The organism is Nocardiopsis sp. LDBS0036, assembly GCF_041228755.1.
In the GTDB taxonomy this organism is placed as follows: domain Bacteria; phylum Actinomycetota; class Actinomycetes; order Streptosporangiales; family Streptosporangiaceae; genus Nocardiopsis; species Nocardiopsis dassonvillei.
On sequence record NZ_CP141103.1, the window covers coordinates 3,593,789 to 3,614,812 of the forward strand.

At 74.4% G+C, this 21,024-nt stretch carries 10 protein-coding genes and 1 tRNA gene; 6 read left to right on the top strand and 5 right to left on the bottom strand.

What is annotated here, in order from left to right:
• Positions 1-310 precede the first annotated feature (310 nt).
• Positions 311-1,246: an NADP-dependent oxidoreductase gene (locus tag UIS43_RS15145; protein ID WP_370010439.1), complete on the bottom strand. Its 936-nt coding sequence runs from the start codon at positions 1,244-1,246 to the stop codon at positions 311-313.
• A gap of 81 nt (positions 1,247-1,327) precedes the next feature.
• Complete coding sequence (locus UIS43_RS15150; RefSeq protein ID WP_370010441.1) at positions 1,328-2,206, bottom strand: class III extradiol ring-cleavage dioxygenase; 879 nt, start codon at positions 2,204-2,206, stop codon at positions 1,328-1,330.
• Positions 2,207-2,328: 122 nt separating this feature from the next.
• Between UIS43_RS15150 and UIS43_RS15155 the strand changes: the two genes are divergently transcribed.
• Positions 2,329-2,799 carry a MarR family winged helix-turn-helix transcriptional regulator gene (locus UIS43_RS15155; RefSeq protein ID WP_370010443.1) on the top strand — a complete coding sequence of 157 codons (471 nt, stop codon included), beginning with the start codon at positions 2,329-2,331 and terminating at the stop codon, positions 2,797-2,799.
• A 411-nt stretch (positions 2,800-3,210) separates the two neighbouring features.
• Here UIS43_RS15155 and UIS43_RS15160 read toward each other — a convergent pair.
• Positions 3,211-3,283, bottom strand: a tRNA-Thr gene (locus UIS43_RS15160).
• Positions 3,284-3,547: 264 nt separating this feature from the next.
• Between UIS43_RS15160 and fdhA the strand changes: the two genes are divergently transcribed.
• Positions 3,548-4,768 (top strand): formaldehyde dehydrogenase, glutathione-independent, encoded by a 1,221-nt coding sequence (gene fdhA, locus UIS43_RS15165; RefSeq protein WP_013155298.1) that lies wholly within the window; start codon positions 3,548-3,550, stop codon positions 4,766-4,768.
• 102 nt (positions 4,769-4,870) lie between these two features.
• On the opposite strand, the gene UIS43_RS15170 is transcribed toward fdhA, so the two are convergent.
• On the bottom strand, positions 4,871-6,214 hold the full coding sequence (locus UIS43_RS15170; protein WP_358453805.1) for an MFS transporter: 1,344 nt from the start codon (positions 6,212-6,214) through the stop codon (positions 4,871-4,873).
• A 138-nt stretch (positions 6,215-6,352) separates the two neighbouring features.
• Between UIS43_RS15170 and UIS43_RS15175 the strand changes: the two genes are divergently transcribed.
• The 3 genes from UIS43_RS15175 to UIS43_RS15185 all read left to right on the top strand — a co-directional run bounded on the left by UIS43_RS15175 (position 6,353) and on the right by UIS43_RS15185 (position 8,633).
• Entirely contained in the window at positions 6,353-6,916 is a 564-nt protein-coding gene (locus tag UIS43_RS15175; protein WP_370010446.1) for a TetR/AcrR family transcriptional regulator, read from the top strand.
• 140 nt (positions 6,917-7,056) lie between these two features.
• Positions 7,057-7,665, top strand: a complete 609-nt coding sequence (locus tag UIS43_RS15180; RefSeq protein WP_049800322.1) for a DUF3887 domain-containing protein — start codon at positions 7,057-7,059, stop codon at positions 7,663-7,665.
• A 53-nt stretch (positions 7,666-7,718) separates the two neighbouring features.
• Positions 7,719-8,633 carry a lysostaphin resistance A-like protein gene (locus UIS43_RS15185; RefSeq protein ID WP_370010449.1) on the top strand — a complete coding sequence of 305 codons (915 nt, stop codon included), beginning with the start codon at positions 7,719-7,721 and terminating at the stop codon, positions 8,631-8,633.
• 92 nt (positions 8,634-8,725) lie between these two features.
• Here UIS43_RS15185 and UIS43_RS15190 read toward each other — a convergent pair whose 3' ends face one another.
• The gene (locus UIS43_RS15190) at positions 8,726-18,469 is read right to left on the bottom strand and encodes an amino acid adenylation domain-containing protein (protein WP_370010452.1); all 9,744 of its coding nucleotides are present in this window, start codon (positions 18,467-18,469) and stop codon (positions 8,726-8,728) included.
• 1,187 nt (positions 18,470-19,656) lie between these two features.
• Here UIS43_RS15190 and UIS43_RS15195 point away from each other — a divergent pair.
• Positions 19,657-21,006 carry a serine hydrolase domain-containing protein gene (locus UIS43_RS15195; RefSeq protein WP_370010455.1) on the top strand — a complete coding sequence of 450 codons (1,350 nt, stop codon included), beginning with the start codon at positions 19,657-19,659 and terminating at the stop codon, positions 21,004-21,006.
• Positions 21,007-21,024: the final 18 nt, after the last annotated feature.

Below are 21,024 nucleotides of genomic sequence, written 5' to 3' on the forward strand. Positions count from 1 at the left end.
CCACGTCGGCCTCGATCGCCTCTTGCTGCACACGCGCGGCCGCCGCCTGCGCCCGCTCCTGCTGGGCCGGCACCTGGACCAGCTCAGAGCTCGCGCGCGCCCACTGCTGCTCGACAGCCCCGCGGCTGGTGCCCTGGCGCAGCAGCACCCCCGGGAGGTCTGTCGCAACCAGTCGACGACTCCGGCTCCCGGCGCAGCTCCTGCGCGCGCTGGCCCGCTTCGGCCGGTGCGGCGTGCGGGTGCGGCCGCCGCCGGACTTCCGGGCCGCCCGCCGGCGGGAGCGAACGGCGGGCGGCCCGGTCGGGTGAGGTCAGCGAACGAGCACGACGGTCTTACCGGGCAGTCGCCCGGTGGCCGCGTCCTCGTGCACGGCGGCCAGCTCGGCCATCGGGCGGTGCGCGGCGACGTGGAGCCGGAGCCTCCCGGCGTCCACCTTGGCGACGAGGTCGGCCAGCTGGGTCCCGTCGCTGCGGACCCACAGGCTCGCGCTGCGCACCTTCCGGTCGGGGTCCTCGGGAACCGGGCCGGCAGTGCTGGCGGCGACCCCGCCGTCGGCCACGTAGTCCGTCAGCCGCGCGAGCTCCTCCGGGGAGAGGCGCACGTGGTTCACCACGACCTGGAACGGACCACCCGCGGCGGCCGGGCCCGCGGCGAGGTCGAGGGGGCCGACGACCCGGTCCGCGCCGTAGCTCCGAAGGCGGTCGGCGTGCTGCGGCGCGTCCACCGCGGTCACGTGCGCTCCGGCGTCGACCGCGAGCTGCACCACCAGGCTGCCCACCGCGCCCCCCGCCCCGTTGACCAGGACGCTCTGGCCGGGCTTGAGCTCGGCGAGTTCGAAGGCCGTCTGCCAGGCCGCCAGGCCGGTCAGCGGCAGCGCCGCGGCGTCGACCAGCTCGATCGTCCGGGGCGCCGGGGCCAGGGACCCGGCAGGGGCGAGGGCGTACTCGGCGGCCCCGCCGGCGGAGTCGAGGGGCAGCATCGCCACGACCCGGTCGCCGACCTCCAGGCCCGTCACGTCCGCGCCGAGTTCGGCGACGGTGCCCGCCAGGTCGATCCCCGGCACGTACGGGAGGGTCATCGGGATCATCTCGGCCAGGATGCCGGCGCGGATGTGGTCGTCGACCGGGTTGAACGACGTGGCCGCCACCCGCACCAGCACCTGCCCGGGGCCGGGGACCGGACGGTCGACGTCCTCGTGGCGCAGGACCTCGCTGCCGCCGAACTCGTGGAAACGGACTGCCTTCATGACACTTTCCTCCAGGGTGTGTTGAACGTCGTCGCCCGGGGACGGGCGAACGGGGGTGAGGGTGGAGCGCGTCGGGGGCGCTCAGGTCAGGCGCACCGACCGGGTGGAGTTGCCCATCACCATGCGGTCGATGGCGCTCACGGCGCTGCCGGGGTCGTCGGCGGCACCGACGGCGCACAGCAGAGGGACGAAGTGATCGGCCGTCGGATGGGCGACCGCGGCGCCGGGTGCCTTGACGCGGTAGTCGACGAGGGCGTCGGCGTCGCCCCGGGAGAGGGCGTCGACGGCCCATGCGTCGAAGGCCGCGGTGGCGGCGACGAGCTCCGGCTGGCGGAAGACGGCGAAACTGTGCGTCATGAAGCCCGAGCCGAGGACGAGGACGCCTTCTTCTCGCAGGGGCCGCAGGCGTGATCCGAGTTCGAGCAGGGCGCCGGGGTCCAGGCCGGGCATCGACAGCTGCACGACCGGGACGTCGGCGGCGGGGTACATGGCCATGAGCGGGATGAAGGCGCCGTGGTCGAGGCCGCGGTCGGCGAACTCGTGTACCGGTGTCGTGCCCAGCAGGCCCGTGAGCCGCCGGGCCAGGTCGGTGGCGTCCGGGGTCGCGTAGGGCAGGGTCTTGTAGCGGGGGTGGAAGCCGCTGAAGTCGTAGTGGAGCGGGACGCCCGCCGCGGCTCCGGATATCGCGACCGGTGCCTGTTCCCAGTGGGCCGAGACGACGACGATGGCCCGGGGTTTGGGCATCGACTGGGCCCAGTCGAAGAGGTCGCCGAGCCACTGCGGATCGTCGAGGGTGAACGGTGCGCCGTGGCTGACGAAGAGGCTGGGCATGGGCCCGCCGGAGGGGGTCCACACCCGCTGGCCGCGCGCCTGCGGCAGGACCCGGGCGAGGAGGTCGTCGTACGCCGCGGCCGGTGCGCGCGTCGGCGAGGGGGGACCCAGGCTGCTCTCGGTGGTCATCAGAACCAGCTCCTTCACTTGCCCAAGCAAGTGTTTTTACTTGCCTTGGCAAGTGAAAGGTAGCCCATATTGAGTTGCCTGGGCAAGTGATCCGAGTTGCCCGGGCAAGTATGATGAAGCCCATGGACACTCAACCCTGGCTCGACGACGACCAGCAGGACCTGTGGCAGGCGCTGCTCACGGTCGTCATCGCCCTCCCAGCGGCCCTCGACCGCCAACTGCAGCGGGAGGCGGGTATCTCCAACTTCGAGTACGGGGTTCTGGCCCGGTTGTCCATGGCCGACGAGGCCACCATGCGGCTCAGCGACCTGGCCCGGCTCTGCGACAGCACCCTGCCCCGCCTGTCGAAGGTGATGGACCGGTTCGAGGCACGTGACTGGGTCATGCGCCGGTCCGACCCCGGCGACGGCCGGTACACCCTCGCCACCCTGACCGGCGCCGGTCGGCAGAAGCTCGTCGAGAGCGCACCGGAACACGTCGCGCAGGTGAAGCGGCTTGTGTTCGATCCGCTCAGCGCGGCCCAGCGCCGCCACCTCGGGACCGCGCTCACCCGCATCGCCGCCACCGTGCGCCGGGAGCTCGAAGGAGGCTGAGCGTCCTCCTCGGGCGGGCCCCCGTCAGCTCCGCGACGCCGTGATGCGGTGCTCGGGGAAGGTACGGCCGTCCATAGCAGGGCGCGAATCTCGGCGGGGGCGGTGCGCGCCAGCGCGCCGGAAGCGGGCCCGTCCGCCGGACGCACGGGGGCGGGCGCCAGCTCCTGGAGCATGTCAGCGCTCTTGTCAGCGTCGTTGTCGAAGCGGACATGGATGCCCGTGGGTTGATCGCCTGTCAGCAGGTGATCGGTGGCGAACCGGAGCACGGCGCCGGTGTACGACACGAGGGGGGCGCCGTCGCGCCCGTCCTCGGACGGACGGAGGTCTGCGTGTAGGCGATCGCTCTCGGGGCGGGCAGGCCGCCCCGGCGACGCGGCTGACCGGACATCTCCCCAGGTCAGAACGTGTGAGAGCCAGCGAGGGGACTTGAACCCCTAACCTATCGCTTACAAGGCGATTGCTCTGCCAATTGAGCTACGCTGGCGGGCTGCCGCGACCGTGGTCCCGGCTGCGTCCCTGGGAAATGGTACCGGTTCAGATACCGCCCGGCCTACTCGGATACGCCGGTGCGGACGAATCGCCGCCCCGGCCGCCGCTCTGCCGGCCGACGACCCCCTCCCCCGCGCTGACTGCGCACCCCGATCCGGCAAAGAAGTCCGGATGCGGTCCGGCGCCCGGTTACCGCCCGCCCCGACCGGAAACCACAGGGGAAAGTGCCCCCTCCCGGGGGCGGAGAGGTGGGAAGGACATGACCGGCAACAGGGGTGTGGTGTACAGGGGAGCGGGCCGGGTCGAGGTCGAGGACGTCGACTACCCCGAGTTCGTCATCAAGGACGGCCCCGGGGTCAACCCGGCGAACGTCGGACGCAAGGTGCCGCACGGGGCGATCCTGAAGGTCGTCGCCACCAACATCTGCGGAAGCGACCAGCACATGGTGCGGGGGCGCACCACCGCGCCGGAAGGGCTGGTCCTGGGCCACGAGATCACCGGCGAGGTGGTCGAGACCGGACCCGGCGTGGAGTTCGTCAAGGTCGGCGACCTCGTCTCGGTCCCGTTCAACATCTCCTGCGGGCGCTGCCGCAACTGCAAGGCGCGGCGCACGGAGATCTGCCTGAACGTGAACCCGGACCGGCCGGGCTCGGCCTACGGCTACGTCGACATGGGCGGCTGGGTCGGCGGGCAGGCCAGGTACGCGCTCGTGCCCTACGCGGACTGGAACCTCCTCGTGTTCCCCGACCGCGACCAGGCGTTGGAGAAGATCCTGGACCTGACGATGCTCTCGGACATCTTCCCGACCGGCTACCACGGCTGCGTCACCGCGGGCGTGGGCGTGGGGTCGAGCGTCTACGTCGCGGGGGCCGGGCCCGTCGGGCTGGCCGCCGCCGCGTCGGCCCGACTGCTCGGCGCGGCGGTGGTGATCGTCGCGGACATGAAGGAGGAGCGGCTGGCGCAGGCCCGCAGCTTCGGGTGCGAGACGGTGAACGTGGCCGAGGGGGACCTGGCCGGGCAGATCGAGCGGATCCTGGGCGTCCCCGAGGTGGACTGCGCGGTGGACGCGGTCGGCTTCGAGGCGCACGGGACGGGAGAGGGAGCCTCGAAGGAGGCGCCCGCCAGCGTGCTCAACACCGCGATGGACGTGACCAGGGCCGGAGGGTCCATCGGGATCCCGGGCCTGTACGTGACCGGCGACCCCGGCGCGTCCGACGAGGCCGCCAAGGAGGGCTCCCTGTCGGTCCGGATCGGGTTGGGCTGGTCGAAGTCGCACGCCTTCTTCACCGGCCAGTGCCCGGTCATGAAGTACCACCGGGAGCTGATGGAGGCGATCCTCCACGACCGGGTGCGCATCGCCGAGGCGGTCAACGCCGTGGCGATCCCGCTGGAGGAGGCCCCCGAGGGGTACCGGGCCTTCGACGAGGGTGCGGCCAGCAAGTACGTGCTCGACCCGAACAACTACCTCGGCACGCGCTGACGCGCCGGGAGGTTCAGGGCCCGCGGGCGACGAGCGGGGTGAGGCCGCGCGGGCAACGAGCGGGGTGAGGCCGCGCGGGCGGCGAGCGGGGCGGGAACGGGCTCAGGCCCGTTCTGCCTCCGCACCGCCCTGCCCGGTCCCCGCGCCGTCCCGATCGGCTCCCGTACCGCTCCCTGCGGTCTCCGCACTGCCCCGATCGGTCCCCGCACCACTCCCCTCGGCTTCCGTACCGCCCCCTCCGGCTCCAGCACTGTCCTCTTCGGCCCGCGCGCCCACCGCCCGGCGCGGACGGGCCGCCGGGCTGAGGAACCCGGCGAACGCCACGAGGAGCAGGGGCACGACCAGGGCCGTACGCAACCCGTACGCCTCTCCCAGCAGGCCGAGCACGGGCGGCCCGACCAGGAACGCGACGTAGCCGAGCGTCGCCACCAGGGAGACCCGGGCCGCGGAGTCGGGCCCGGAGTCCCCGGCCGCCGACAGTGCCACGGGGAAGCCCAGCGAGGCGCCCAGTCCCCACAGGACCACGGCCGCCGCCGCCAGGGCCGGGCTGTCCGCACCGGCCACCAGCCCCATGCCCGCCACCCCGGCCAGCGCGCTCGCGCCGAGCACGCGGGCCCTGCCGAAGCGCGCCAGGAAGTAGCCCCCGGCGAAGCGCCCGACCGTCATCGACGCGGCGAAGACGGCGTAGACCATCGACCCCAGGGCCGGGGCGAAGCCGTGGCCGTCGACCATGATCAGCGGGAGCCAGTCGTTGGCGGTGCCCTCGGCCAGGGCCATCGCGAGCACGATGAGGCCGATCAGCACCAGGCGCGTGTCCTTCCACAGCGCGCGCCCGCCGCCCGTGCCCTCCTGCCCGGAGGCGCGCGGGAGCGCCCTGCCGGTGCCGGGGGGCAGGGAGCCGAAGAGCGCCGCCGCGACCGCCAGGGTCAGGACGCCCATCGCCGCCAGGTGCCACGCCACGGGGAACCCGACCGCGGTGAGCGCCATGCCGACGAGGGCGCCGATCACGGTTCCCAGGCTGAAGAAGCCGTGCATGCGCGGCAGCAGCGGCTCGGCCATGACCCGCTCGACGTCGGCTCCCTCGATGTTCATGGCGATCTCCCCTGCGCCCATGCCCAGCCCGAAGAGGAACAGGCCGAACGCGACGACGAGGGCGGTCGACAGGCCCGCGCCCAGACCGATGACGGGCAGGCTCCCCAGCATCGCGGCGGTCCCGGCCACGATGACCGGCCGTGCGCCCAGGCGGGCGACGACCGCCCCCGACCCGAGGACGCCGATCATCGAACCGATCGAGAGGCCGAACAGGACGAACCCCATCTCGGCGGTGGAGGCGCCCAGCGCGTCGCGGATGGCGGGGGTGCGCGTGACCCAGGACGAGATCCCCAGCCCGGGCAGGAGGAACAGGACGCACAGCGCGAGGCGCCGACGGCCCACGGCGGTTCCCATGAAGGGCTCCCAGTGGAGTGGCGGTCAGTAGTGTGTACAAAAGTACACACTTGTGGACCCGGGCGCCACGGGCGCGGACGGGGGCGGCCGCGTACCAGAATGGCCGTGGACGCAGGGCTCCGAGGCCGGAAGGGGAACATGGCCGGAACCAGGCGGGTGGCCAACGACCCGCGACGCAAGGAGCGCATCCTCGCCGCGGCGCTGGAGGTGATCGCCGAGCGCGGTGTGCACAGGACCACGCACCGGGCGATCGCCGAGCGCGCCTCGGTGCCTCTGGGCTCGCTCACCTACCACTTCGACGGCCTGTCCGCGATCCTGGAGCAGGCGTTCACGCACCTGGCGGGGACCATGTCGGAGTACTACGCGCACCGGCTCGCGGCGGCGCGCGACCGCGCCGAGGCGTGCGAGGCCGTGGCCGACCTCATCTGCGGGCCCGAGTACGCCACGCCCCACCAGTTCGCGCTGCTCTTCGAGATGTACTCCTACGCCAACCACGACGAGGCGGTCCGCAGGGCCGCGCGCGCGTGGATGGACGTCAGCCGCGCCTCCCTGTCCGCGCACTTTCCCCCAGAGGCGTGCCGCGCGCTGGACGCCCTGGTCGAGGGGTGGTCGCTGCACCGCCACTTCGAGCGCGACGAGGGCACACCGGACCGCGCGGTGGTCCTGGCGGCGGTGACCGCCGTCGCCGACCGGCTCGGCTGACCGGCGCCCCGGTCCTTCGGGCCGGGCGGGTGAAGGCGATGGCCTCCTCGCCCGCGCGGTGGGAGCGCGGCGGTCCGCGGTTACGGAACAGGCGGGACAGCGGCTGGCGCACGCCCCACTTGTAAAGCTATAGTTTACGAATGCAAGCTAGCTTGACAGAGGCGTTGCGGGTGTTGAAAGCGCGCACGGAGGCGTTCCTCGCGTCACGCGTCCTGACGAGGGACGACGACTGGACCGACTCGATCAGGCGCGCCGTGAGCATGCAGACGGCCGCCGATGACGTCGTGCGTGCCGTCGTACAACAGGCCCGGCAGAACGGTGCCACGTGGCAGGTCGTCGGTGACGCGCTCGGCGTGAGCCGACAGGCAGCGTTCCAGCGCTACGGCAAACCGATCGATCCAAGGACAGGAGAACCGATGAACACCACGCCGCTACCCGGCGTCGCCGAACTGGCCGCCTCGGTGATCGAGGACCTCGCGTCCGGGCGATGGTCGCGTGTCACCGAGCGGTTCGATCCGACCATGCGCGATGGCCTGTCAGAGGACGCGCTCGCCGCCGCGTGGGCGCAGATCGTCGGCCTGGCGGGAGCTTTCGAGGGGCATGGGGAGCCGGAGGTCACCCGGGCCGGCGACGTGACGATAACGAACACGCCGCTCTCGTTGGAGGCGGGCGACTACACGGCACGGATCGCGTTCCGCGACGACCGGACCATCGCCGGTCTGCACATCCTCGAAGGGCGGACGCCGTGACCGCCGCGTCCCCGCCCGGACCGAACACGCCCACGACCCGGGACGGAACCCGCATGAGCGGCCGCGACCTGCGGTCCATCGGGGTGTTCACCGCCCTGGCGTTCGCACTCGCCTGGCTCTTCGCGCTCCCGCTCTGGTTCGGTGACGGGCTCTCCGAACCCTGGTTCCCGCTCGTGGCCACCGCCACGATGACGACCCCCGCGATCGCCGCCCTCGTCGTCGTGTTCTTCGTGGAGCGGCCGCGGCGGAAGGCGTGGACGCTCGGGCTGTGGCCGTTGACGCCGGTCCGCAGACTGCTCGGCTACGCGGCGCTGGGGATCGTCGTGCCCATCGCTCTCGTCCTGGCGGCGCTCCCTGTCGGCGCGCTGCTCGGGGTCTATCCGGCCGACTTCGCGCACTTCTCGGCGTTCCGGCAGGTCCTCGACGAGCAGGCCGGAACGGCCGGAATCCCGATACCGGTCGGCGCGCTCATCGCCATCCAGCTCGCCGCACTCCCCATGGCCGCGTTCATCAACCTCATCCCGGCGCTCGGGGAGGAACTCGGATGGCGCGGATGGCTGCTCCCGAAACTGATGCCGCTCGGTACGCTCCCCGCCCTCCTGGTCATGGGAGTCGTCTGGGGCCTCTGGCACGCTCCGCTCATCCTCCTGGGGTACAACTACCCGGACGCGCCGGGCTGGGTCGGCGTGGCCGCGATGGTCGTCATGTGCGTCCTGGTCGGCGCGGTCTTCGGCTGGCTGCGGCTGCGATCGGGATCGGTGTGGCCCGCGGCCCTCGCCCACGCCGCGTTCAACGGGGCGGGCGGGACCTACCTCCTCTTCGCCGAAGCGGGCGAGCACGTCGACACCACGCAGGCCACGATCCTGGGCTGGAGCGGGTGGATCGTGCCGCTCGTACTCGTCGCGGTCCTGATCGCCACGGGACAGTTCTCCTCCGCGAAGCACCCGTCCGCCCCGCCGCCGGGGTAGCGGGCCCCCGCCGGACCGAGCCGCGCACCGGGTGACCCCGTCAGCAGAGGGACCGCCCGGGCGCCGCCGGTCGGCGGCGCCCGGGCCCCGCGTCACATCTGTTCCAGCAGCACGTCCTCCACCGCCTCGGCGTAGGCGCGCACCGTCTGGTGGTCGAACAGCAGCCGGGTGGGCACCGTGACGTCCAGCAGGCGTTCGACCTCGCGCACCACCTGGAGGCTGCGCACCGAGTCACCGCCGATGTCGAAGAAGTTGTCGTCGCGGCCGATGCGCTCCAGCCCCAGGGTGCGCCCCCACACCTCGGCCACGGCCTCCTCGGTGGGGGTGCTCGGCTCGACGTGGACGGGCGCGGCGGCGCGCGCCCAGGCGGGTTCGGGCAGGCGGGCCCGGTCCACCTTGCCGTTGGCGTTGAGCGGCAGCGCCTCCAGCGCGGTGACGGCCGCGGGCACCATGTAGGCGGGCAGTTCGCGGGACAGTCGCTCGCGCACCAGCTCCGCGTCCACCTCCCCTCCGGTGACGTAGGCGACGAGCTGGCGTCCGCCGGTGGGTGCCTCGGCCACGAGCACCACGGCCTGGGCTACCCCGGGCCCACGGAGCAGGGCGGCCTCCACCTCGCCCGTCTCGATGCGGAACCCGCGCAGCTTCACCTGGCCGTCCGCGCGTCCCACGAAGACCAGGCGCCCCTCGGCGGACCAGCGCACCAGGTCGCCGGTGCGGTAGAGCCGCCCGCCGTCTCCGAAGGGGTCGGCCACGAAGCGCTCGGCGGTCAGGCCGGGCTGGCCGTCGTAGCCGCGCGCCGTCCCCGGCCCGGACAGGTACAGCTCGCCCACCCCGCCGGGCGGGACCGGGCGCAGGGCGCCGTCCAGGACGTGGGCGCCGGTGGCGTCCATGGGGCGGCCGATCGGGCAGTGCCCGGCGTCGGCCTCCTCCGCGCTGAGCGGGGTGCACGTGGCGAAGGTGGTGGCCTCGGTGGGCCCGTACACGTGCACCAGCTTTGTGTCGGGGCACGTCCGGCGCACGCGGGCGAGGGAGGCCGGGTCGGCGGCCTCCCCGCCGGTCCACAGCTCGCGCAGCCCCGCGAAGCACTCCGGGTCCTGCTGCGCGAAGAGGTTGAACAGGGCGGTGGTGAGGAAGACCGCGCTGACCCCGTGCCGGGCGGTGTGCTCGCGCAGGGCGTCGGCGGAGACCGGCCCGTCGGCCACCACCGCGGTTCCGCCGTTGAGCAGCGGCACCCAGACCTCGTAGGTGGCGGCGTCGAAGGCGTGCGGGGAGTGGAACAGCACCCTGTCGTGGCCCTCGCGCCAGCGGGAGTCGGCGCTGAGGGCGACCACGGCCCGGTGGTCGACCACCACGCCCTTGGGCGTGCCCGTGGAGCCCGAGGTGAACATGACGTAGGCGGCGGTGTGCCCGTGCACCGGACCCCGGCGGGCACCGGCCCCGCCCCCGGCGGTCGTACTCGTACCGGCTCCGGTCCCCGCGTCGACACCAGGACCCGCGTCCCCACCGACATCAGCGGTCGCACCGACCCCGGTTCCCGCACCAGTGGTCACACCCGGGCCGCCGTCCGCACCACCGACAGCATCAGCCCCGGCACCAGCACCAGCACCAGCACCAGCACCAGCACCAGCACCAGACAGCGTGCCGTCCGCGGCGTAGCCCACCACCATCTCCATGTCCGCGCAGCGGTCGGCCATGCCGGGATCGGCCACGGCCACGCGCGCGCCCAGCGCGCGGGCCAGGGAGGCGACCCGCTCCGCCGGAACGGTCTCGTGCAGCGGCGCGTAGGCGGCCCCCGTGCGCAGGACGCCGAGCATGGCGGCCACCACCCGCGGCGAACGCGGCATGAGCAGCAGCACCCGGGATTCCGCGCCCACGCCCAGCGCGGCCAGGCGGTCGGCGACCCGGTCGGCCTCGGCGTCCAGCTCGGCGTAGGTCCACTCGCCGTCCGCGCCGGCCAGGGCGGTCGCCTCGGGGTGACGGGCGGCCCGCTCGGCGAACAGGCCGGTGACGGTGGCGGCGGGCGGCTCCTCGCCGCCCCCGTCGGCCAGGGCCAGGGAGCGGGCCGGGTCGGCCCCGGCCACCCGGCCCAGGGGGCGTTCGGGGTCCTCGGTGAGCGAGACCAGGATGCGCTCCAGGTCGCCCAGCAGGCGATCCGCGGTCCCGGCGTCGAAGCACGCCGGGTCGTGCCCCAAGACCAGGCGCAGCCCGTCGGAGGCGTAGGCGCTCAGCGCGAGCGGGTAGTTGGTGGCCTCCACCGCGTTGACGAATCGGACCCGCAGCCCGTGTTCGGCGGCGGCGGCCTCGTCCACGGGGTAGTTCTCGAACACCACGACGCTGTCGAAGAGCGGGGTGTCCCCGGGCAGGCCCGCCTCGGCCTGCACGCGCGCCAGCGACAGGTGGTCCTGGGCCCGTGAGCGCGCCTGGTCCTCCTGGAGGCGGCGCAGCCACCGCGCCACGGGCTCGGTGGGGTCCACGGCCACGCGCACGGGCAGGGTGTTGATGAACAGGCCCACCGCGGCCTCGACCCCGGGCATGTCGTCGGGGCGTCCCGAGGTGGTCGCGCCGAAGACCACGTCGGCCCGCCCCGAGTACGCGGACAGGAGCAGGGCCCACGCGCCCTGGACCACGGCGTTGACGGTCAGGCCGTGGGCGCGGGCGAAGGCGTGCACGGCCCCGGCCCGCTCCGGCGCGAGGACGGCCTGGCTCCGGGCGCTGGAGCGGGCGGCGCGCAGGGCGGCGGGCGGCCGGTCGTAGGGCAGCGGCGTGGGCTCCGTGACGCCCTCCAGCACGCCCCGCCAGAAGGCGTGCCCCTCCTCGGCGTCGCGTCCGGCCAGGCGGCGCAGGTACTCCCGGAAGTCGGGGCGCGCGGCCGGGACGCCGCCCCGGTAGGCGGCCAGGACGTCCTCCATGACCAGGGGCAGGCTCCACCCGTCCAGGACGAGGTGGTGGAAGGTCCACACCAGGCGCACGGAGGCGTCGCCGGTGCGCAGCAGGGCCACCCGCAGGAGCGGGTCGCGGACGGGGTCCACGCCCCGGGCGGCGTCCTCGGCCAGGTGGTCGGCCAGGGCACGCTCGCGCTCCTCCTCCGCCGCGCCGCGCAGGTCCAGGTGTGCCACCTCGACGGGGACGGCGCGGTGCACGAGCAGGACCGGTTCGGACAGCCCCTCCCAGGCCACGCGGGCGCGCAGGACGGGGGTGGCCGCGACCACCCGCCGCCAGGCGCGGCCCAGGGCCCCGGGGTCGTCCACGCCGCCCAGGTCCACGACCACCTGCTCCAGGTAGGAGCCGGAGTCGGGCTCCAGGGCGGAGTGGAAGAACATGCCCTGCTGCATGGGGGTGAGCGGCCACACGTCCTGGACGTCGCGGCCGTCGCCGACGAGGCGGTCCACCTCGTCCTGCTCCAGGCGCACGAGCGGGAAGTCGGAGGGGGTGGCCCCGCCGTGGGCGGGGTCCAGGCAGTGCTCCACCAGCGCGGCGAGTTCGGCGGCCATGGCCTCGGCGAGGCGGCGCACGGTGGCCGTGCCGTGGACGGTGGTGGCGTGGTACCAGTCGAAGACCAGGCGTTCGCCCTCGAAGCGGCCCACCACCTCGACCAGGTGGGCGCGCTCCTCGTCCGGGGAGTGCTCGCCGCCGGGGTTGAGCCGCATCGCGGTGTGCAGGGCGCCCCGGCCGGGGTCGGTGTCGAAGCGGCCCAGGTAGTTGAAGCTCACGCCGGGCGCGGGGTCGCGTTCCAGACGGGCCCGCTGTTCGGGCGTGCCCAGGTGGCGCAGGGCGCCGTAGCCCAGGCCGTTGCCGGGGACCGCGCGCAGCATCTCCTTGGTGGCGCGGATCCGCTCGGTCCGGTCGGGTCGGCCGGTGAGCACGACGGGGAACACGGTGGTGAACCAGCCCACGGTGCGTGAGGTGTCCAGGTCCTCGAACAGGTCCTCGCGGCCGTGCCCCTCCAGGTCCACGGGCACGCGCGCGGAGCCGGTCCACTCGCACAGCACCCGGCCCAGGGCGGACAGCAGCAGGTCGTTGACGCGGGTGCGGAAGGCCGCGGGCGCCTCGGCCAGCAGGCGGCGGGTGTCCTCCTCGGACAGCCCGGCGGTGACCACCTCCTGGTCGCGCACCAGGCCGTTGCCCCGGCCGGGGTGGTCGCGGGGCGGTTCGGCGCGGGTGGCGGCGACCTCGGCCCAGGTGTCGAGTTCGGCGTCGAAGGCCCCCTCGGCGGTGTGCCGGGCCAGGCGGTCGGCCCACACGGAGAAGGGTGTGGTGCGCGGCCCCGGGTCCACGGGCGCGCCCTCGGCGGCCTGGCGGTAGGCGGTGGCCAGGTCCTCCAGCAGCACCCTCCAGGACACCCCGTCCACGACGAGGTGGTGGGCGGTCAGCAGCAGCCGGGAGCCCTCGGGGCCGGAGTCGAGCAGGACGGCGGCGAAGACGGGGCCTCGGGCCAGGTCGAGGCCGCGGTGGGCGGCCCGGATGCTCTCCTCGGCCAGGTCGCGGGCCCGTCCGGGTTCGTGCCCGGACAGGTCGACCACGCTCAGCGGCGGGGCGGCCGTGCCGGGTTCGGCCACGCGCGGGCCGTCGCCGTCGCGGCGCAGCCGCAGCATGTCGTGGTGGTCGGCGAGGGCGGCCAGGGCGGTGCGCAGGGCGCGCGGCTCCAGGGGCCGGGCGAGGTCGAGCAGCACGGACATGGCGAAGTGGTCGGGGGCCACGGGGTGGGTGCGGTCGAACCAGCCCATGACGGGCGTGGCGGTGAGCGGGCCGCTCACCGGCCCGGTGCCGGACGCGCCGGGCCGCCGCACCCGCGCCACCTCGGCCAGGGCGGCGACGCTGGGGTGGGAGAAGACGTCGCGGCTGCTCAGCTCCACACCGGCCAGGCGGGCCCGGGAGACCATCTGGATGCTGAGGATGGAGTCGCCGCCCAGGGCGAAGAAGTCGTCGTGGACGCCCACGCGCTCCACCGCCAGGACGGAGGCGAACACCTCGGCGAGGATCCGTTCGGTGTCGGTGCGGGGGGCGGTGTGCTCCCCGCCGTGCCCGGGGTCGGGCAGGGCGCGGCGGTCGACCTTGCCGTTGGCGGTCAGGGGCAGGGCGTCCAGGGCCACGACGGCGGCGGGAACCATGTAGCCGGGTAGGACGCGGACCAGGGCGCGGCGCCACTCCTCGGCGGTCTCCTCGTCCGCCTCCCCGGCCGAGGGCACGGCGTAGGCGAGGAGTCTGCGCCCGCCGCCGGGTGCGGCGCGCACGAGGGCGACGGCCTCGGCGACGCCCTCCAGGGCGAGCAGGGCGGCCTCGACCTCGCCGGGTTCGATCCGGAAGCCCCGGATCTTGACCTGGGAGTCGGCGCGGCCGACGTACTCCAGCTCCCCGGAGCCGTTCCACAGCACGAGGTCGCCGGTGCGGTAGAACCGTTCGCCGTCTCCCGCGGGGTCGGCCACGAAGCGCTCGGCGGTCAGTCCGGGGCGGCCCAGGTAGCCGCGGGCCACTCCGGCCCCGCCCACGTAGAGCTCCCCGACCGCGCCCGGGGGCACCGGGCGCAGGAGGGTGTCGAGCACCCGCGCGCGCATGCCGTCCAGGGGTGCGCCAATGGGCACGGTGCGCACCGGTTCCGCTGTGCGCGCGGCGGTGTGGTGGGCGGCGAAGGTGGTGGTCTCGGTGGGCCCGTAGCCGTTGGCGACCGCGGTGCCGGGGCAGGCCCGCAGCACCCGGTGCACGCTCGCCGGGCTGGCGGCCTCGCCCCCCGTGATGACCTCGCGCAGCGGGGCGAAGCAGGAGGGGTCCTGTGCGGCGTAGAGGTTGAACAGCGCGGCGGTGACGAAGGTCGAGGTGATCCGGTGGCGGCGGGCCAGCGCGCCGAACTCCTCGGCGCTCATGCGCCCGGGCGGCGCGACGACCACGGCCCCGCCGCGCAGCAGCGGCGTCCAGATCTCGTAGGTGGCGGCGTCGAAGGCGTGCGAGGAGTGGAAGAGCACCCGCTCGTCGCGGCCCCCGCCCCACCGGGAGTCGCGCGCCAGGGCCACCACGTCGGCGTGGGTCACCGCCACGCCCTTGGGCTCTCCGGTGGAGCCGGAGGTGTGCATGACGTAGGCCAGCGCGCGCGGGTCGGCCTCTGGCAGGGGGTCCTCGGTCCGCACGGTCGGGTAGGGGCCGTGCCCGTCCAGGACCAGTACGCGCGCGTCGGTGCCCTCGGGCAGGCGGGAGCGCGAGGCGGTGTCGGTGACGATGACGCGCGCGCCGGTGCGGGCGAGCGTCCAGGCCACGCGTTCGGCGGGGTCGTCGGGGTGGACGGGGACGTAGGCGCCCCCGGCGCGCAGCACCGCGAGCATCGCGGTGACCACGTGCGGCCCCCGCTCCAGCAGCAGGGGCACGGCGTCCTCCGTGCCGACCCCCCAGGCCCGCAGCAGGCGGGCCAGGTCGGCGGAGCGGGCGTCGAGCTCGGCGTAGGTCAGCGCGGGGAAGTCGCCGACCAGGGCCGGGGCGCGGGGGGTGCGGGCGGCCTGCTCGGCGAACGCGGCGGTCACGGAGGCGGGCGCACCCTGGGCGGGGGCGTGCTCCCAGGAGTCCAGGAGGGCGCGTTCGGCCTCGGGCCGCAGGTCCAGGGCGGCCAGGTCCAGGCCGGGGTCGGCGACGACGGCGTCGGCCAGCCGGGACAGGGAGTCGGCCAGGGCCGCCACGCGCCCGGCGTCGTACAGGTCGGTGTTGTACTCCACCGACAGGCGCAGGGCTCCGTCGCGTTCGGCGTACTCGAAGACCAGGTCGGCCAGGGCGGCGGTGCGCGGCAGGTCGACCTCCTCGGCGCGCAGGCCCTCCAGCTCCAGCCCGCCGGTGTGGGCGTTCTGGAGGACCATCAGCGCCTGGAACAGGGGGCCGCGGGCGGGGTCGCGCTCGGTGACCAGGGCGTCGACGACCCGGTCGAAGGGCATCTCGTGGGCGAGGGCGGCGTCGGCCTCGGCGCGCACCTGCCCGACGAACTCGGCAGCGGTGGTGCCCGGCCTCAGGCGCGAGCGGAGCACGACCGGGTTGACGAAGAAGCCGACCACGTCCTCCAACTGGGGGTGGTCGCGTCCGGCGGAGGCCGCGCCCAGGGCGACGTCGGCCGAGCCCGACGCGGCCGAGAGCACGGCCTGGGTCAGGGCGGCCAGGGTCGCGAAGAGCGTGGCGCCGCACGCCCCGCCCAGCGCGCGCAGGCCCCGGAGCTGGTCGGGGGTCAGGCGGGTGCGGTGCACGGCTCCGGCTGTGGTGCGCCGGGCGGGCCGGGGGCGGTCGGTGGGCACGGCCAGCGGGGGCACGTCCTCCAGGACGCGCGCCCAGTACTCCAGGCGGCGCCGGGCCTCGGGCCCCTCCCAGCGGCCCTGCTCCCAGACGGCGAAGTCGGCGTAGTCGGTCTCCGCGCGGGTGTCGGGCTCCTCACCGCGCACGGCGGCCCGGTAGTACGCGGCGAGGTCGCGGTGGAGCAGGTCGACCGACCAGCCGTCGCAGGCGATGTGGTGGGTGCTCAGGACCAGGACGTGGTCCCGCTCGTCCAGGCGCAGCAGCAGGGCGCGGGTGGGCGGCCCCGTCACGAGGTCGAAGGGGGTGTCCACCTCGCGCAGCAGGTGCCGGTGCAGCTCCCGCCCCCGGTCGGCCGGGTCGGCGGAGGGGATCTCGCGCACGGTGAGCAGGTCGGCGCGGGGTTCGCGGACGTACTGGACGGGTTCGCCGTCGACGGTGTCGTAGGTGGTGCGCAGGGCCTCGTGGCGCTGCTGGAGCAGTTCCAGGGCGCGGCCGAGCGCGGGCACGTCGAGCGGTCCGCGCAGGCGGAAGGCGCTTCCGGTGTGGTACTCGGCGCTGTCGCCGTCGAGCTGGTGCAGGAACCACAGGCGGCGCTGGGCGGCCGACAGCGGCAGCGGTCGGCCGCGCCCGGCCGGGGCGATGGGTTCCTCGCGGCGCCCGGCGTCCTCGGCCGCGGCGATGCCCTCGGGGGTGGGATGGCGGAACAGCGCGCGCGGGTCGAGGCCGGTGCCCAGGCGCTCGCCCAGGCGCCAGGCCACGCGGGCGGCGAGGATGGAGTCGCCGCCCAGGGCGAAGAAGTCGTCGCGGGCGCCGACGCGCTCCAGGCCCAGGGCCGCGGCGAACTCCTCGGCGGCGGCGCGCTCGGCGCCCTCGCGCGGCTCGACGTGGTCGGCGGCGGAGCGGACGGCGGGCGCGGGCAGGGCGCGGTGGTCGACCTTGCCGTTGGCGGTCAGGGGCAGCGCGTCCAGGGCCACGACGGCGGTGGGAACCATGTAGCCGGGCAGGCGGTCGGCCAGGCGTTCGCGCAGGGCGCCGGTGTCGGCGGTACCGACGACGTAGCCGACCAGGACGCGCGCGCCCGGGGCGTCCTCGCGGACGGTGACCAGGGCCTGGGAGACGCCGTCCTGGGCCAGTAGCGCGGCCTCGATCTCCCCGGGTTCGATCCGAAAGCCCCGGATCTTGACCTGGGAGTCGGCGCGGCCGACGTACTCCAGCAGGCCGTCGGCGTCGCGGCGCACCAGGTCGCCGGTGCGGTAGAGCCGCTCGCCGCCGCCGAGGGGGTCGGCCACGAAGCGTTCGGCGGTCAGTCCGGGGCGGCCCAGGTAGCCGCGGGCCACCCCGGTCCCGCCCACGTAGAGCTCCCCGACCGCGCCCGGCGCGACCGGAACCAGCCGGTCGTCGAGCACCCGGGCGCGCATCCCGTCGAGGGGCGTGCCTATGGGCACCGACAGCAGCGGGGGCCGGTCGCGGTCCACGGCGAAGTGCGTGGCGAAGGTGGTGGTCTCGGTGGGCCCGTAGCCGTTGGCGACCGCCGTGCCGGGGCAGGCGTCCAGCACGGCGCGGACCGCGCCGGGCGGGACGGCCTCTCCCCCGGCGATGACCTCGCGCAGCGGGGCGAAGCAGGAGGGGTCCTGGGCGGCGAACAGGTCGAACAGGGCGGCGGTGACGAAGGTGGAGGTGATCCGGTGGCGGCGGGCCAGCGCGCCGAACTCCCCGGCGGTGAGCCGCTGCGGCGGAGCGACGACCACGGCGCCGCCGCGCAGCAGCGGTACCCAGATCTCGTAGGTGGCGGCGTCGAAGGCGTGCGAGGAGTGCAGCAGCACGCGCCGGTCACGGCCGCCGCCCCAGCGGGGGTCGCGCGCCAGCGCCACCACGTCGGCGTGCGTGACCGCCACTCCCTTGGGCTCTCCGGTGGAGCCGGACGTGTGCATGACGTAGGCCAGCGCGCGGGGGTGGGGGGCGGGCAGCTCCGGTCCGGTGACACCGTTGGCGGAGCCGTCCCCGGTGGCACGGTCCCCGGTTGAGCCGCCCCCGGCGGAGTCGCCCCTGGTGGAACCGCCCACGGCCGTGCCCTCCCCGGCGACACCGTTCCGGGCCGTGCCGCCCCGTCCGTCCACTCCGGTCTCCGGGCCGCCCTCCGCGTCCAGGTCGATGATCCGGGCCAGGTCGGCCAGGCGGGCGGGCAGGCGGGGGCCGAGCGCGCGGTCGGTGAGCACCAGGCGCGCGCCGGTGCGCTCGGCGGCGGCGAGCACCCGCTCGGCGGGTTCGTCGGGGTGGACGGGCACGTAGGCGCCCCCGGCGCGCAGCACCGCGAGCATCGCGGTGACCACGTGCGGCCCCCGCTCCAGCGCGAGCAGGACGGTGCCCTCGGGTGCGAGCCCGCGGGCCAGCAGCAGGCGCGCCAGGTCGGCGGAGCGGGCGTCGAGCTCGGCGTAGGTCACCGTGGGGAAGCCGCCGAGCAGGGCCGGGGCGTCGGGGGTGCGGGCCGCCTGCGCGGCGAAGGCATCCGGGACCGAGGAGGGCGGGGCCGTGTCCGCGGGGGCGGGGACGGGACGGGTGGACTCCTGGGAGGACAGCACGTGACGGCTCCTGGCGCGTGTTCGGGAGGGAGGACGGCGGAGGGTCGGGTGTGGGGGCGGTGTGGGGGTCCGGCCGCCCGCCGCCTCGGTGGTGACGTGGCCGTCCGGCGGCGGGCGGGCGGACGCGAATCGGACCGCCATTCCCAGCGGACCGCCGGACGTCAACAGAGCGTGCCATACCGGCTTATCCAACCGGGCACTTTACCAAAAACACCTTCATCCAGATATTCCCTTCGACGACAGATAACCCCAGACCGAGCACCTTGCACCACACGGAATACTCAAGCCCCAAATCAGACAAAATAGAGCAAAAGCCATATTCAACATATCGCGCCAGCACAAAGCCATGTAAAGCGAACAAAAGCCACACAAGAGCGGAAGGTTTAGATACCGTACGGAGTGGTTAAATTACTCAAAGTAAAGGATTGGGCAATACCTGTCCACATGCGGCCATCAGGGAAATCCCTCCTCCGCCCGCAGGTCAGCCCCGTACGCACGCCCCCGACGTACGACACCGCCGAAACCACACCCCCCACCCCGGGCCCCGACGGCCGCACCCCGACGCCGCCCCACGGGAGCACACCCGCCCGGGCGGGAACATCACCGCTGCTCAGGACCTCGACAAGGCCCATACCACACCCCGGAACCCAGTACACGGGTTACTCCACAAAAGACCGAACCGCGTTCACCCGACGATCCCTTCGGCCCCGCTCCCGCCGAAGAACCGCCGTTTCAGCGACCAAAACAGCGCATACGCGAACAGGAGCACTATTGACCGCAATCCCCTCTTCACCAGCACGAACGGGTGACAAGGAACACAATCACGCGGGTAAACCCAGGCCGTTGTCGACCGACGTCCACAACGCGACACGACCATCCCATCCAAGCCTTCACCGTCCCGACCGGAAGGCGAACCCCCTGCTAACGGCGGGGATACACCGGGAAAAACACGAAGGCCTCGGTACGGGGCTAATGTCTTCACACCCCGGAAATCTCCTGGAAGGCCCGGACCGTATTCCCCGTCACCTGGTTCCCGACATATCCGAAACCCTTGCCAAGATTCGAAGCGATATGTGAGTATCCGTGGCACGTGCGGTGTACCGCCCCGTCCCCACCGAAGCGACCGGCCGCTCCCGTCCCGAGCGCCGGCCTTTCGGGTGCCCTCCGACTCCCACGAGGAGAACGTCGTGCGCGACGCCCTGTCCGACCTGCTCCGCCGGACCTCTCACCAGGCCGGCGTCCCCGGAGCCCAACTGGCGGTCTACCACCGCGGTGAGCTGCACACCTGCGCCACCGGGGTGGAGAACATCCAGACGGGGCGCCCCGTGGCGCCCGACTCGCTCTTCCCGATGGGGTCGGTGACCAAGACCGTCACCGCCGCCCTGGTCATGCAACTGGTGGAGGACGGAGACGTCGACCTCGACGCCCCGGTCCTGGACCACCTGGGCGGGTCCTCCCCCGACCACCCGCTGCGGGGCGCCACCCCCCGCCAGCTGCTCAGCCACACCGCCGGACTGGTCTCGGAGCGCTCCGAGACCGCGCCCGCGCCCTCCCTGCGCCGCTACGTCTCCTCGCTCGCGCCCGAGGACCGCGTCGCCGAGCCGGGCACGCTGTTCTCCTACTCCAACACCGGCTACGCCGTGGCGGGCCGGCTCGTGGAGACCGTCACCGGGCAGAGCTGGTGGGAGACCGTGGAGTCGCACCTGTGCGGCTCCACCGGCATGGAACTGGCGCCGGTCCTGGCGCCGCGCCCCTTCCCCACCGCCGACCTGGTCACCGGGCACGCCGTCGACGGCGCGGGCCGGGCCCACCCAGTGGGCTTCCACATCGAGCCCGCGCTGGCCCCGGCCGGGGGCCTGGCCGCCAGCGCCACCGCCCTGGCCGCCTTCGGCCGCGCCTTCCTCGACCCCGAGCACGCCGCCCTGGACGGCGAGGTCGCCGCACCGGACGTGCTGCGCGAGATGGGCCGCTCCGTGAGCGTGGCCGACCCCTTCGGCCTGGCCGACGGCTGGGGCGCCGGGTGGTCGCTGCACCTGGCCGGTGACCGCCTGTGGTACGGCCACGACGGCACCCTGGACGGCGCCACCTGCAACCTGCGCGTGGACCCCGAGGGCGGCTCGGTGGTGGCGCTGACCACCAACGCCACCACCGGCGTGACCGCCTGGGAGCACGTGGTCCGCGGCCTGCGCGAGCTGGGGGTGGACGTGGGCCACTACCGCCAGCCCGACGCCGCGGCCGAGGGCACCGCCACCGGGCCCGGCCCGGACCGCGTCACGGGGCGCTACGGCAACGGCGGCCTGGCCGCCGAGGTCGTCCCCGGCAGGGACGGGTACCGGCTGGTCATGTCCAACGGCTTCGAGGGCGCGCTGTCCACCGGCCCGGGCGGCGCCTTCCGCGTCGTCTCCGAGCGCCACGGCGGGATCACACTCAGCGGGCGCTTCCTGGCCGACCCCGCCGAGCCCCGGCGCGCCACGGCGCTCCAGTACAACGGGCGCACCCTGCGCCTGAGCGGGCTCGCCGTGGGCCCCAACGCCTGATCCACACCCTGCGCAGAC